Annotated in this window: 14 protein-coding genes, 1 tRNA gene and 1 pseudogene; 6 read left to right on the plus strand and 10 right to left on the minus strand. The window is 33.7% G+C overall.

Annotation, left to right across the window (positions count from 1 at the left end):
* Positions 1-242: 242 nt before the first annotated feature.
* The 6 genes from murA to GMC_RS0114840 all read right to left on the minus strand — a co-directional run bounded on the left by murA (position 243) and on the right by GMC_RS0114840 (position 4,111).
* On the minus strand, positions 243-1,556 hold the full coding sequence (gene murA / locus GMC_RS0114815) for a UDP-N-acetylglucosamine 1-carboxyvinyltransferase (protein WP_010522884.1): 1,314 nt from the start codon (positions 1,554-1,556) through the stop codon (positions 243-245).
* Between the two features lie 22 nt (positions 1,557-1,578).
* Positions 1,579-2,244, minus strand: coding sequence for a DUF4290 domain-containing protein (locus GMC_RS0114820; RefSeq protein ID WP_010522885.1), 666 nt, complete (start codon positions 2,242-2,244; stop codon positions 1,579-1,581).
* Between the two features lie 167 nt (positions 2,245-2,411).
* Positions 2,412-2,705 carry a DUF493 family protein gene (locus tag GMC_RS0114825; RefSeq protein ID WP_010522886.1) on the minus strand — a complete coding sequence of 98 codons (294 nt, stop codon included), beginning with the start codon at positions 2,703-2,705 and terminating at the stop codon, positions 2,412-2,414.
* Positions 2,706-2,798: 93 nt separating this feature from the next.
* Entirely contained in the window at positions 2,799-3,056 is a 258-nt protein-coding gene (locus GMC_RS0114830) for a DUF6952 family protein (protein WP_010522887.1), read from the minus strand.
* The gene (locus GMC_RS0114835; protein ID WP_010522888.1) at positions 3,037-3,351 is read right to left on the minus strand and encodes a thioredoxin family protein; all 315 of its coding nucleotides are present in this window, start codon (positions 3,349-3,351) and stop codon (positions 3,037-3,039) included. Before GMC_RS0114835 ends, GMC_RS0114830 begins: the two co-directional genes overlap by 20 nt.
* Before the next feature lie 121 nt (positions 3,352-3,472).
* Positions 3,473-4,111 (minus strand): peroxiredoxin, encoded by a 639-nt coding sequence (locus GMC_RS0114840; RefSeq protein WP_010522889.1) that lies wholly within the window; start codon positions 4,109-4,111, stop codon positions 3,473-3,475.
* Between the two features lie 136 nt (positions 4,112-4,247).
* Between GMC_RS0114840 and GMC_RS0114845 the strand changes: the two genes are divergently transcribed.
* The 3 genes from GMC_RS0114845 to GMC_RS0114855 all read left to right on the plus strand — a co-directional run bounded on the left by GMC_RS0114845 (position 4,248) and on the right by GMC_RS0114855 (position 7,364).
* A complete protein-coding gene (locus GMC_RS0114845; RefSeq protein WP_238528020.1) occupies positions 4,248-6,491 on the plus strand; it encodes a tetratricopeptide repeat-containing hybrid sensor histidine kinase/response regulator in 2,244 nt (747 codons plus the stop codon).
* Positions 6,492-6,502: 11 nt separating this feature from the next.
* Positions 6,503-7,225 carry a bacillithiol biosynthesis deacetylase BshB1 gene (bshB1, locus tag GMC_RS0114850; RefSeq protein ID WP_010522891.1) on the plus strand — a complete coding sequence of 241 codons (723 nt, stop codon included), beginning with the start codon at positions 6,503-6,505 and terminating at the stop codon, positions 7,223-7,225.
* A gap of 62 nt (positions 7,226-7,287) precedes the next feature.
* Positions 7,288-7,364 (plus strand) — tRNA-His (locus GMC_RS0114855).
* Between the two features lie 153 nt (positions 7,365-7,517).
* Here the strand turns inward: GMC_RS0114855 and GMC_RS20080 are convergent.
* On the minus strand, positions 7,518-8,273 hold the full coding sequence (locus GMC_RS20080) for a DNA alkylation repair protein (protein WP_010522892.1): 756 nt from the start codon (positions 8,271-8,273) through the stop codon (positions 7,518-7,520).
* 212 nt (positions 8,274-8,485) lie between these two features.
* Between GMC_RS20080 and GMC_RS0114865 the strand changes: the two genes are divergently transcribed.
* Genes GMC_RS0114865 through GMC_RS20085 form a run of 3 tightly spaced genes read left to right on the plus strand, consistent with a single transcriptional unit; the run spans position 8,486 to position 10,941 of the window.
* A complete protein-coding gene (locus GMC_RS0114865) occupies positions 8,486-9,286 on the plus strand; it encodes a TrmH family RNA methyltransferase (RefSeq protein WP_010522893.1) in 801 nt (266 codons plus the stop codon).
* 37 nt (positions 9,287-9,323) lie between these two features.
* Positions 9,324-10,556: a M48 family metallopeptidase gene (locus GMC_RS0114870; protein WP_010522894.1), complete on the plus strand. Its 1,233-nt coding sequence runs from the start codon at positions 9,324-9,326 to the stop codon at positions 10,554-10,556.
* A 7-nt stretch (positions 10,557-10,563) separates the two neighbouring features.
* On the plus strand, positions 10,564-10,941 hold the full coding sequence (locus GMC_RS20085) for an SDR family NAD(P)-dependent oxidoreductase (RefSeq protein ID WP_010522895.1): 378 nt from the start codon (positions 10,564-10,566) through the stop codon (positions 10,939-10,941).
* 122 nt (positions 10,942-11,063) lie between these two features.
* On the opposite strand, the pseudogene tnpA reads toward GMC_RS20085, so the two are convergent.
* The 3 genes and pseudogenes from tnpA to GMC_RS0114890 form a co-directional block, all read right to left on the minus strand.
* Positions 11,064-11,495 (minus strand): annotated as a pseudogene (gene tnpA, locus GMC_RS20090) (IS200/IS605 family transposase).
* Positions 11,496-11,681: 186 nt separating this feature from the next.
* Positions 11,682-13,067, minus strand: coding sequence for a T9SS type A sorting domain-containing protein (locus GMC_RS20095; protein WP_010520425.1), 1,386 nt, complete (start codon positions 13,065-13,067; stop codon positions 11,682-11,684).
* A gap of 94 nt (positions 13,068-13,161) precedes the next feature.
* Positions 13,162-13,458 (minus strand): hypothetical protein, encoded by a 297-nt coding sequence (locus tag GMC_RS0114890; RefSeq protein WP_010520426.1) that lies wholly within the window; start codon positions 13,456-13,458, stop codon positions 13,162-13,164.
* Positions 13,459-13,622: the final 164 nt, after the last annotated feature.

Consider the following 13,622-nt stretch of genomic DNA (forward strand, 5'->3'; position numbering starts at 1 on the left):
AAAAAAAAGAATATTTCTTAATTTTGAAGCGTTAAAAATATGAAAAATTGCCCTGATAACTAACTCCTAAATAAGGTTTATTTTAGAATATTTACGTATCCAGATCACCTTGCTCAAAAGAGTATTTACGTTAATTAATTTCCCTCGAAAAATACCCCCTCAATTAAAAAATTTAATTTTATTATGAAAAAGATAGATTCTAGATTAAAAGATCTTTCTACAAATAACTGAGGAAATTACATTTAATCTATTCGAACAATTTTTGCTCCAATAGCACGTAATCGACCATCAATATCTTCATAACCTCTATCAATTTGTTCGATATTATGAATCGTTGACGTTCCTTTAGCACTTAAAGCAGCTATTAGCAATGAAATACCTGCTCTAATATCTGGCGATGTCATAGTAGTTGCTTTTAATGAAGATTTAAAATTATGTCCCATAACATTTGCCCGATGTGGATCACACAATATTATTTTAGCCCCCATATCAATTAGCTTATCTACAAAAAATAAGCGGCTTTCAAACATTTTTTGATGAATTAACACCTCTCCTTCTGCCTGCGTAGCTACCACAAGAATGATACTCAACAAATCAGGTGTAAAACCAGGCCATGGAGCATCACTAATAGTCATAAAAGACCCATCGATAAAGGTTTCAATGGCGTACCCATTTACATGAGCAGGAATATACATATCATCACCTTTCTTTTCAATAGTAATTCCTAACTTCCGAAAAGTATTAGGTATTTGACCTAAATTTTCCCAGCTTACATTTTTAATGGTTAGCTCACTTTTTGTCATAGCCGCCAAACCTACCCATGATCCTATTTCTATCATATCTGGTAAAATTCGGTGCTTACAGCCTCCTAAAGAGTCCACACCTTCAATAGTTAGTAAATTGGAACCAATCCCTTGTACATTAGCACCCATTGCCACCATCATTTTACACAATTGTTGTAAATAAGGTTCGCATGCTGCATTGTAAATCGTAGTTTTTCCTTTGGCCAATACTGCTGCCATAACAATATTTGCAGTACCAGTTACCGAAGCTTCATCAAGCAACATATCCGTACCTACCAAACCATTAGGTGCTTCAACCCCGTAAAAACGCTCTGACTTATTAAATTTAAATTTTGCACCTAAATTGATAAACCCTGTAAAATGGGTATCTAAACGGCGACGACCAATTTTATCTCCACCTGGAGTAGGAATATACCCCTTACCAAAACGAGCCAGTAACGGACCAACAATCATTATTGAACCTCGGATTCCACTTCCTTCAGCTTTAAATTGATCACTCTCTAAATAATTAAGATTGAGATCATCACTTTGAAAAGAATAATGCCCTTTGCCTAATTTTTGAATTTTAACGCCTAAATTTTCTAATATTGTGATAAGCTTATTTACATCTCGAATATCTGGGATATTTTCAATTATTACTTTATCGGGAGTAAGTAAAACGGCACATAAAATTTGTAATGCTTCATTTTTTGCTCCTTGCGGTGTTATTTCACCTTTAAGCGAATGCCCACCTTCAATCTGAAATGTTCCCATGTAAATAAGTAGTTGTTAGTTTTTAGTTACGCCTTTTTTTGTAGTTGTTATTTGAACGGTACTTTTTTCCGTTGTTGTTGTTGTTGTTGTTGTTGTTGTTATTATAACGCTTTTTAGTTTTCATTAAACTTGTGGCGTTTGACAAATCTTCGTTACTATTTTGTAAATCTATTTTACCATCGCTTAGTTCAAATAAATGCCTAAAAATAACGTCATCTTCAACAGTGTCTTTATTCCAATTTAAAAAGCATTTTTTCATATGATTTGCTATCGTATAAATCAACGCTTCTTTTAAATCTCCTTCCTCCCAACTATTGGCAACATTAATCATTCTTATAATATTGTTCCCGTAAAAACGATATTTAGGATGATTTTGAGGATATTCCAACGGCTCAGGCCTTTGCATTAACTCCTCCTCTGTTAAAATTGGGAAAGGGGCATCAACATCTAATTTAAATTTGCTAATAATAAATAATTGATCCCACAATTTGTGCTGAAAATCAGCAACATCACGTAAATGTGGCTGCATATTTCCCATTACTCCAATAATTGCCTTGGCAACTTTATTGCGTTCCTCCCTATCCTCAATGGTAATCGCGTGATCAATCATTTTTTGAATATGGCGTCCATATTCGGGAATAACGAGCTGTTCACGCTCAGTGTTGTACTCTAAATTTTGTGTATGCATAAACTTTTTGTGAAGTTGAGCGTTGTTTGTTTTTAGAAGAAACTATACCAAACAACTCTTATTTCATTCTGCAAAATAGTAAAAATTACACGAATATTACTATTCCAAGATTAAAATGATATCAACAGAGCTATTGACGACTTATTACTCTGTCATTTTAAACCAATTTATAATGAAATAACCCCTTTAATTTTTGCTGCTACTTCTTTATATTTTTCAATAACAGCATCTGGGTTTTTTAATTTCATTTTTATGGAATAACTTAAATATTTACCTGTTTTTGACTTTTTTGAAGAAATAACCGCACCTTGATTGTCAAAAATAGCTAGCAATTCTTTTGATTGGTCTGGCTTAACAGGTACAATAAATTTGTACAAATACAAGCTAGGCCACAAGCTGGTTTGTATTAATTGATCTTTCAATTTAGCGTAAAACTCATCAGGATTGATTTCCTTACTCATAAAATGTTTTTGAATTAAATGTCTGAAAATTTCAAACTTAAATAGGGTCAAAAATAAAATTCAGAATTATGAAATCATAATTCTGAATTTATTTTATTTATCAATTGCTCCTAAAACCCGTTTCATAAAGTTATTTAGGGCATCTTTTTGGGTGGCTCCTTCATTTATTAACTTTTTAACTTCTAGAGCACCATACATATTAGAAATTAACTCGCCTATAACATCTAATTCTTCATCCTTTAATGAAGACACTTCCGTGAGTCCTTCTAAGGTTTCAATAGTTTCAATTACAAAATCTTCATCATTTTCTTCAATAAAGGAAGTTAAGTGTTTAATTACTGGTAGCTTCATCTACTAATTCTTTTAATGATTCAAATTTATTTGTTTGTACTTGGTTTAAAAATTCTCCTTTTCTAAAGGCTGCAAAGGTTGGTAAATTGTCCACATTTGCCAGCTTCCTTGATTCAGGATATTTTTCAGCATCAACGATTACAAAGGGTATTTCCCCATGCTCTGTTGAAAGTTTTTTAAATTTAGGCTTCATGATACGACAATTTCCACACCATGTTGCAGAGTATTGTACTAAAACAGTATCGTTATCAGCTACAATTTGATTTAAGCTATCACTATCTAATTCTTGTAACATATTTTTTTTATTTATTAAACTTGGATTTGGAAGATTCCAAATCAATTTTAGTTTCTCGCCCTAAAATGAATTAGGACGAGATAGTATTTTTTAAATTGTTTAGCTTGTACTAATTACAATTTTAGTTAGAAGCTAAGTATTCAGCAGTACCTTTTGCATTAGGAGCCATTGCTTGTTTACCTTCTTCCCAGTTTGCCGGACACACTTCGCCATGTTTTTGTACGTGTGCGTAAGCATCAATTAATCGCAAAAATTCAGCAACGTTACGCCCTACAGGCATATGGTTTATTCCTTCATGAAATACTGTTCCTTCCTCATCAATTAAGTAAGTAGCTCGGTATGTTACATTATCTCCGTCAACTAAAACTGTTCCTGTTTCTTCATTATAACGCTCGTTAGTAATATCTAAAATACCTAACTGACTTGCTAAGTTACGGTTACTATCTGCTAAAATTGGGTAGGTTACACCTTCTATCCCTCCATTATCTTTTGCAGTATTTAACCACGCAAAATGAACTTCAGGAGTATCACATGAAGCACCTATCACTAAAGTATTTCTTTTTTCGAATTCTGCCACAGCTTCTTGAAAAGCGTGTAATTCCGTTGGGCAAACAAATGTAAAGTCTTTTGGATACCAAAATAAAAGTACCTTTTTACCTTTATTTTTTGCTTCCTCAAGTACATTGATTTTGAACGTATCACCCATATCGTTCATTGCGTCAACATCTAAATTAGGGAATTGTTTTCCTACAAATGCCATGTTTTTAATTTTTAAAAGAATTAATATTTTGTTTTCTTTGACAAATATAAAGCGAAGATTCATTCAAATGTCGTATTTTGAATTCAAAATTGCTATAAAACCATAAGTTTTAATTATTAAATACACTACCTTAATATTGAATAGACTTATCAAAAAAAACATAAGCATTTTATTATCAGTGTTTTTATCTTTCTTTGTTTTTGCTAATGAAGACCAGAATGAAGAGACTACGGAGCCTACTATGTCTATTCAGGAGTTAAAGGAGAATATTCTTACAGCTGAAATTCTTCAAGAAAACAATGAATATTACAAGGCAATGGAGCTCGCGCAAGATGCTAAAGTTGTTGCCATGTATTACGACGATTCTTCGGCTCTAGCCAAAATATACAATATAATAGGATACAGTTATAAAGTAAATGGCGAACTCAATAAAGCGTTTGAAAACTTTAATAAAGCAGTTATTCATGCTAGGTTGTCCTCTAATTTTGACTTGGTTCACGAAGTATACTATAGTATGGCCGAACTTACTAGTCTTCAAAAGAGACCCATTGAAGAGAGTATCAATTTTTACGAAAAAATTGACAAATACGCCACTTTAACTAACGACTCCATTGAAGTTTTAAGAGCGAACAATAAAATTGCACAATTATATCTGCTAAATAAAACCGCTGATAGTACAGTTATCCCTTACTTAGACAAAGCCACTCAGTACAGCTCTTTTGAAAATAATCCTAATGAGTCCGAACGATTGAATTATTTGTGGGCGTATTTTTATATTCAAAATGGTGAATACACCGAAGCTGATAATTTTTTAGAAAATATTGCTTACGAAGGAATTGAAGGTGTTGAAAAAGATAAATTCAGCGAGTTGTATAAAATTAGATCCTTAATCAATTTTGAAAAAGGCGACTTTCAAAGCGCTTATCAAGATTTGCAAAAATACGAACAATTAGAAAAACAAAAGCTGAGTCGCGAAAAACTTAAAGAAGTAACAATTGCCAACGCAAAATTTGAAGTTGATAATTACAAATTGAATCTGGAGCAAATTAAAGGCGATATCCGGGAAAAAGAAACTCAAATAACTCAATGGAAAACAAGTATTTTTTTAGGAAGTGCGGTATTAATTATTAGTTTAGCATTCCTTATTAGCTCTATTAGAAATAATTACGTTAGAAAGAAACTAAATTTTAATTTACTTGAAAAAAATCAAGAATTACTAGAAGCTAAAGAAACTGCCGAACAAGTATCACGTTTGAAATCTCAGTTTGTATCCACTGTAAGTCATGAGCTTAGAACTCCATTATATGGTGTTATTGGATTAACGCAGCTTTTAATGGAAAATCCAGATAGCGAAAGCAGAAAAGAATACTTAGATTCTTTAAAGTTTTCAGGTGATTATTTATTGGCTCTTATTAATGACGTATTGCAACTGAGCAAAATTGAAACTAAAGAAATTGTGGTTGAAAATGCCCCTTTTAACTTAAAAATTTTGGTGGATAGTATTGTAAAGTCACTACATAACAAACGCCACAAGAATAATAATAAGGTTCATGTGGAAATTGATCCTTTTATTGACGAAATCATTGTTGGAGATTCAGTAAGACTTTCGCAAATTATCATTAATCTGGTAGGAAACTCTTTAAAATTTACCTCCAACGGTAATGTCTGGATTAAAATTCTTAAAATAAAGGAAACGCCTGATGCCTATGATTTACGATTTATTATAAAAGATGATGGTATTGGGATTCCAAAAGATAAACAAAAAACTATTTTTGAGAATTTTGAACAAGTTAAAGATGCTAAATCCGAATATCAAGGCACTGGTTTAGGATTATCTATTGTTAAAAAGTTAATCGGTATTTATAAAAGTGAAATTACCGTAGAAAGTGAAGTTGGAAAAGGTGCTGAATTTACTTTTGTACTGCCCATTGAACGCACTGAGCAAAAGCAAATTGATGACACCAATACTGCTGATGATAAATACATCGAGATTGGCACCACCACCAAATTAGATATTCTTATTGTTGATGATAACAAAATAAACCAAATTGTTACTAAAAATATTTTAGACAAAAAAGGTTACACTACGACTATTTGCGACAATGGATTACAAGCTATTGAGAAAGCAAAAGAACACAAATACGACCTAATACTCATGGACGTAAATATGCCTGATATGGGAGGTTTGGAAGCAACGCAAAACATTAGAAAATTTGACGATCAAACTCCAATTATTGCGCTTACTGCTGTAGAAGAAAAAGAAATGATAGATGAAGCTTATGCCGCAGGAATGAATGACCTTATTGTTAAACCATATGACACGCATAATTTTTACCAAACCATAATTAAAAACATTAAAAAACCTAGCATTGCTAGTTAACAAAAACAAACATGAAATTAGACATTTTGGCGGTTGGGGCACACCCTGATGACATTGAATTAAGTTGTGCTGGTACTTTAGCTAAAGAAATTTCTACTGGTAAAAAAGTCGGCGTATTAGATTTAACGCGAGGTGAACTGGGCTCTCGCGGATCTGCCGAAATCAGAGATCAGGAAGCAAGCGAGGCTGCGGAAATTTTAGGGCTTCACGTACGCGAAAATTTAGCCTTTAGAGATGGTTTTTTTAAAAATGATGAATTCCATCAAAAAGAAATCATTAAAATAATACGAAAATACCAACCTGATATTGTTTTGTGTAATGCTATTGATGATAGGCACATTGATCACGGAAAAGGAAGTAAATTAACCTCGGACGCTTGTTTTTTGTCTGGCTTACGCAGAATTGAAACTGAATTAAACGGTCAAGCACAAAAAGAATGGAGGCCTAAGCATGTATACCATTATATACAATGGAAAGAAATTGAACCAGATTTTGTAGTAGATATTACAGGGTTTAATGATATAAAAATGGCTTCGGTGAGAGCCTATAAAACGCAATTTTTTAGCAATCAAGGAGCTGCAGATGAACCCCAAACACCGATTTCAAATAAAAACTTTTACGATAGTATAGAATACCGTGCACGCAACTTAGGAAGATTAATTGGTGTGGACCATGCCGAAGGCTATACTACTGAGCGTTACGTAGCTGTTGATTCAGTAACGGATTTAATATAAAAAAAACATTTTTTACTTTGCAGATATGTAAAGAGTGAGTATCTTTGCACCCGAATTAAATGGTGGTTGTAGCTCAGTTGGTTAGAGCATTGGTTTGTGGTACCAAGGGTCGCGGGTTCGAATCCCGTCTTCCACCCCATTTAAATACTAAACCCTTGAATTGTCAAGGGTTTTTTTTTATTATATAAGACAACGACAGGCCGACATCAGTATTTTATTGGTTTTATATCAAATAAACACCTATCGTTTATTAATTGTTCTCAATCCGCGTTTTACAATATAAATTGTTTCTTTAGTTGGCGACTCTTTCTCCCATTTTTTTACACAAACTTTGCACCCAATCGGGACTGGTTTTACTAGCATCATTTAACCAGTTCCCAACGGCATCCCTAACGTATTTAGATGCATCAGACTTAAGCGGGGCTAAAATTTTTAAACCTAACTCTGGATTTTCCTGAAATCTCACGATTTTTTTTGTCCATACCCCTACTGGCCTTAAAGCTTCTACTGCAAATCTTCTGATATTTTCGTCAGTACTATCAGTCCAATCTTTTAATAAAACAATGGAAGTTTCCAAATTTTCAATCATACTTGGTTTGGTTGCAAAAATCACTACCTCACGCACACCAAAATGGCTATCCGCCGCATACATTTTCATTTCGGGAAGTAATCTTTCTACAGATTCATACTGTAAGCTTTGCGCCCAGCACGCCCAACATCGGGCCAAATCCGATGTGTGGTTTTGCAATACACTATAAATTGCAGTGTTTTTACCTGCCAAGGAGAAAAAAACCTCACCAATAATTTTGGTAGTACTATTTGCTGTTGGCTTTTTTTGTGCATTTACCGCCGATTCAAAATTAACGAACCAATCCATTTTGTAAACCTGATCTAAAACAGTTTTTAACAACATTAGTTGATCTGTTGCAAGCCATTCCATTAAATTTTTAGTTTCAACTTCTCCTCTATTAAGATATACTAATACTTCAGGATTTAATTCCTTTAAACTCCGTGGCCCCTTGCGGTTAATAATGTGTTCAGGTATCATATTTAATGCGTATTCAATTTGGATAAGTGATGTAGCACTTCTTTTTCATCAATTTGCAATTTTAAAATGAGTTACACACTAAAATAATGGCAAGTAACTTAAAATCACAACTAGTACTAAAGATACAAAATACGCTTTTTGGAATTTAGTTTTTAATCAATAAACAACGTATTATTTAATACAGAAAATAGTATAGTAGTATCTTTGCATTCATGTATCAAAAAATTGAAAGTCCACAAAATGCTGCAATTAAGCAACTTTATCAGCTCAGGGAAAAATCCAGAATTCGTAAAAAAGAAGGGCTGTTTATTATTGAAGGACAACAGGAAATCCAACTTGCTTTAAAGGCAAATTATCAAATAATCAAAATATATGTTTGTACAAGCATATTACCAATCACTAAATTTGAAACTATTTTTAGCGATTGGCTGTCAACATTCCAAATTATTGAAATTAGCACTGAAGTTTACCAAAAACTAGCGTACAGAGCAAGTACAGAAGGCATTATTGCCCTTTCTAAAGCAAAAAAAAATGCATTAAAAGAATTACAACTTAAAAGTAATCCGCTTATTTTAGTTGCTGAAGCCCCTGAAAAACCAGGCAATATCGGTGCATTGCTTAGAACAGCTGATGCCGCAAATATTGACGCTGTGTTAATTGCCAACCCCAAAACAGATCTTTACAATCCCAATATCATCCGCTCAAGTGTTGGCTGTGTTTTTACCAATAACGTTGCTACAGGATCAACGACTGAAATTATTACCTTCCTTAAAGAAAAAGAAATACAACTTTATGGTGCAACGCTACAAAGTGCTACACCTTATGACCAACAAAATTTTAAAGCACCTACAGCTATTATTGTTGGCACTGAACATGAAGGCTTAAGTAAAGAATGGAGAATGAACACTACAAAAAATATTATTATCCCCATGAGCGGTAGTGTTGATTCCATGAATGTATCAGTCGCAGCAGGTATTTTAATTTTTGAAGCCAAAAGACAACGAGGTTTCTAACTCAATTTGTACATTTACAGCCAAATTTTTTCAATTTATGAATCCGACAACCGTTTTTTATATTCTTATTGCCATAATCATTTTTAATTTTATTGTAGACTTTATTTTGGATAGCTTAAATGCTAAACGCTATGGCGCTACCCTTCCTAATGAATTACAAGATGTGTATCCTGAGGATGAATATCAAAAATCAATGGATTACAAAAAAACAAATCACCGTTTTAGCTTACTGACTAGCCTTTTTTCCGTAACGCTTACCCTTTGCTTTTTCTTTTTTGATGGATTTAAAATAGTAAATGATTACGCGCTAACTTTTAGTGATAATCCCATTGTTGTTGGCTTAATTTTCTTTGGAATTATCATGATTGGTAATGATATAATCAACTTGCCGTTTTCCTACTATAAAAATTTTGTTATCGAAGAAAAATTTGGCTTCAATAAAATGAGTGTAGGAACTTTTTTTATGGATAAAATAAAAGGCTGGCTAATGATGGCACTAATTGGAGGTGGAATTTTAGCCTTAATTATTTGGTTTTACGGAGTAGCAGGACCCAATTTTTGGTTGTACGCATGGGCATTAGTCGCTTTTTTCTCCTTTTTTATGAATATGTTTTACGCCAAATTAATTGTTCCATTATTTAACAAACAAACCCCTTTAGAAAAAGGTTCTTTACGTGATAAAATTGAGGCCTACGGAAACAAAGTTGGCTTTAAATTAGACAAAATTTTTGTAATTGACGGCTCTAAACGAAGCACAAAAGCCAATGCTTATTTTTCTGGTTTTGGAAGTGAAAAAAGAGTCACACTTTTTGATACATTAATCAATGACTTGGACGAGGATGAAATTGTAGCCGTATTTGCTCACGAAGTGGGTCATTACAAAAGAAAACATATTATTTATAACCTTACCTTGTCCATTTTGCTAACAGGCTTTACTTTATGGTTGTTATCCTTTTTTGTAGCTAGTCCGGAGTTGTCTGCTGCGCTTGGCGTAAATGAACCCACATTTCATATTGGACTAATTGCTTTTGGAATTCTATACACTCCCATTTCAGAAATTACTGGTTTACTAATGAACCTATTATCGCGTAAGTTTGAATACCAAGCCGATGATTATGCTAAGGATACCTTTGGTGCTGAAGCTTTGGTTACAAGTTTAAAAAAGCTTTCTAAGAACAGCTTGAGTAATTTAACTCCGCATCCAGCATATGAGTTTTATCATTATTCGCACCCTTCATTAATTAAACGTATCCGAAATTTAAGGGCGTAGTAATTTTATGAAAAAAGCAATTGTTTTAGGTGCTTCATCTGGTATTGGTAATGCACTTGCCAAAATACTGGCCGATAACAATTACTATGTTGGCATAACTGGTCGAAATCAAAATAATTTGAATGCCCTAAAAGAAACAAATCCTGATCATTTTTTAATCAGTAATTTTGACTGTACAATATCCAACAATAAGGATAAACTAAACGAATTGGTTCAAACCTTAGATGGTTTGGATTTATTAGTTTTTAGTACTGGTATTGGTGAGCTTAATGAAGCGCTTGATGCGAAAATTGAAAACGAAACCAACCATCTCAACGTATTGGCTTTTACTGAAGTTGTTTGCTGGACCACCAATTATTTTTTAACAAAAAAAAGGGGCATTTAGTAGCAATAACTTCCATTGCAGGATTTGCGCGGAAATAAGCTAGCACCTGCTTACAACGCCTCAAAAGCTTTTCAATGAACCACTATGGACTTGAAGTCCATAGTTTCCTTTACGACTGAAAGTCATTCTAATATAAAACTTGAACCATCATCATTAGGCTTTCGATGGTGCTCTAAATATTCATTAACCATCTCATCTGTAATATTTACAGTACTCCAACAACCATAACCTATACCCCAGAAATGACGACCCCAATAACGCTTATTTAACTCTGGAAACTCTTGTTGTAATTTCCTAGAACTTCTTCCTTTTAATTTCTTAACCAAATCACTTATCGATAATGAAGGTCGGTATTCAACATGCATATGGACGTGGTTCGTTGAGACAACTCCCTTTAGAATATTGACATCCTCTGATTAACAAATCTGTATCAAAATTGTACGACAACGCTGCTTTATATCTCCTTGCAATACTGAATATCTGTATTTTGTACTCCAAACTAAGTGAACTGTTAACCGACTTACGCTATGACCATTACTTCGTTGATAAGACATTATACGAAGATAAATTTTTAGAAGCTAAAAGCGAAATGCACTAAAGTACATAGTTTTAACTATTTTTAAGACCAATAAAAACCTTGTAATCAAATAATTATAATTAATTTTACTCAAAATAACCAATAAAAAACCACCTAAAAATAGGTGGTTTAAATATTTTGAAATTTTTATATTCCTCGGAAATTATTCAATCACAATTTGTTCAAAAGACTGTTTCTTTCCATCTTTATCTGTTATACTTAAAATGTAAACAGCTGGTTCTAAATTTTGAACATCGAAAGTTACACTTCCCGATTGGGAAATTGCAACAGTTTCAAGAACCTCTTGACCTGTTAAACTGTAGATTTTGATATCAAGATCTCCAGAAGCATTAGTTGTACTAATAGTTAAACTATCGCTCGCTGGTATAGGAAAAATTGTTACAGGTAATTCTGTATCAAATTCGTTTATTGATAATGTTGCACAATCTCCTCCAACAACTCTATTCACTGTTATAGGGTTTGATAGGTCAAAATTTCCTGTTAAATCTGTTCCAGCATTTGCATTAATAGCTGCTCCACCCAATGAACCATCATGGCGTAAGTACCATACTAAACATGTTCCAGCTCCTGCTCCATCAAAATCTACTGCCGTAAATGTTGGTGGTAAACCTAATATATTTAAGTCCTCATCAGTTACTACCCATGCAGATTCTGATCCTACACCTCCTTCGATAGTGATACCATCGGCTGGAATATTGTCCGCTACCCCATCCTCGACACAAAAATTAAATGGACCTCCACTCAAAACACCTGCATCCACTGTATTTCTTACCACTTCAATTGGATTTGAAAGATCAAAATTTCCTCCTAAATCAGTACCAGCATTTGCTCCCATAGCTGCACCAGTTAATGAGCCATCGTGACGTAAATACCATACTAAGCACGTTCCTAAACCAGCAGTATCAAAATTAACAGCCGAAAACGTTGGGGGCAATCCTAGTATATTTAGGTCTTCATCGGTCACTACCCATGCAGATTCTGCGCCTACACCACCTTCGATAGTGATACCATCTGCAGGAATATTATCCGCTACTCCATCACCAACTAAAAATTTAAAAGGACCGCCACTTAAAACACCGGCATCAACAGTCTTCCTTACTACCTCTATCGGGTTTGAAAGATCAAAATTCCCACCTAAATCAGTACCTGCATTTGCATTAATAGCTGCTCCTGTTAACGAACCATCGTGACGTAAGTACCATACTAAGCATGTTCCTAAACCTGCAGTATCAAAATTAACTGCCGAAAATGTTGATGGCAATCCTAATATATTTAAATCCTCATCGGTTACTACCCATGCTGATTCTGAACCTACACCCCCTGCTATCGTTATACCATCTGCAGGAATGTTATCTGCTACTCCATCACCAACAAAAAATTCAAATGGACCGCCCGTTAATATCCCGGCATCTACTAATGAAGCTTCCCACTGGGCTAATCCATTTTCAGTACCATCACCAATATAACTATAAACACCTGTATCGTCTATAAAATCGCCAGCTGTCCATACCCCTTTACTTTCAGCCAAACCCTCTCTTGCATTGCCATCTACTCGCCATTGTGCAAAATCTTCAATAGCATCTACTGATGAAAAGTTTGGAGCACTTTAAAAAGATAGACCACTACCAGCTTCCGGCATTTGGTAAGGCAATGTTACAGTTTTGATTTGCAGTTAAGTTTATACTTCCCGAAACTGGTGTTAAAGCACCTAATCTTTGGTAAGTTCCTGGACCAAGACAAAACCAATAGTCAATAAGATTTACAGGTTGGTCGCCAAAGTTGGTCACCGTTACCAAATTATTTTCGGGATCCACTTTAGTTAAACGAGGAATGGCTTGTGCAAAGGATAAGCTCATTCCACTTAAAAAGGTAGCAAAAAATAAAATTTTGAACCTCTTAGTGTGTAAAAAACGTTTCATAATTATACTATTTTACTAAACAAAACTTTTATTTGTTCAAAAATATAACCTATGACTTCAACACAATGTTAGCTAGCTAACATTAAAAATATAAATTTGTTAAATTATTTGTAATTTAACACTATAGTAAAAAAGTTATTTCTTTTTATACTTTGGTATTGGAC

It is taken from the genome of Aquimarina agarivorans (assembly GCF_000218485.1).
In the GTDB taxonomy this organism is placed as follows: domain Bacteria; phylum Bacteroidota; class Bacteroidia; order Flavobacteriales; family Flavobacteriaceae; genus Aquimarina; species Aquimarina agarivorans.

Coding starts and splice junctions, on each gene's coding strand:
- murA (WP_010522884.1), bottom strand. CDS start 1,556: ATGGGAACATTTCAGATTGAAGGTGGGCATTCGCTTAAAGGTGAAATA.
- GMC_RS0114820 (WP_010522885.1), bottom strand. CDS start 2,244: ATGCATACACAAAATTTAGAGTACAACACTGAGCGTGAACAGCTCGTT.
- GMC_RS0114825 (WP_010522886.1), bottom strand. CDS start 2,705: ATGAGTAAGGAAATCAATCCTGATGAGTTTTACGCTAAATTGAAAGAT.
- GMC_RS0114830 (WP_010522887.1), bottom strand. CDS start 3,056: ATGAAGCTACCAGTAATTAAACACTTAACTTCCTTTATTGAAGAAAAT.
- GMC_RS0114835 (WP_010522888.1), bottom strand. CDS start 3,351: ATGTTACAAGAATTAGATAGTGATAGCTTAAATCAAATTGTAGCTGAT.
- GMC_RS0114840 (WP_010522889.1), bottom strand. CDS start 4,111: ATGGCATTTGTAGGAAAACAATTCCCTAATTTAGATGTTGACGCAATG.
- bshB1 (WP_010522891.1), top strand. CDS start 6,503: ATGAAATTAGACATTTTGGCGGTTGGGGCACACCCTGATGACATTGAA.
- GMC_RS20080 (WP_010522892.1), bottom strand. CDS start 8,273: ATGATACCTGAACACATTATTAACCGCAAGGGGCCACGGAGTTTAAAG.
- GMC_RS0114865 (WP_010522893.1), top strand. CDS start 8,486: ATGTATCAAAAAATTGAAAGTCCACAAAATGCTGCAATTAAGCAACTT.
- GMC_RS0114870 (WP_010522894.1), top strand. CDS start 9,324: ATGAATCCGACAACCGTTTTTTATATTCTTATTGCCATAATCATTTTT.
- GMC_RS20085 (WP_010522895.1), top strand. CDS start 10,564: ATGAAAAAAGCAATTGTTTTAGGTGCTTCATCTGGTATTGGTAATGCA.
- GMC_RS0114890 (WP_010520426.1), bottom strand. CDS start 13,458: ATGAAACGTTTTTTACACACTAAGAGGTTCAAAATTTTATTTTTTGCT.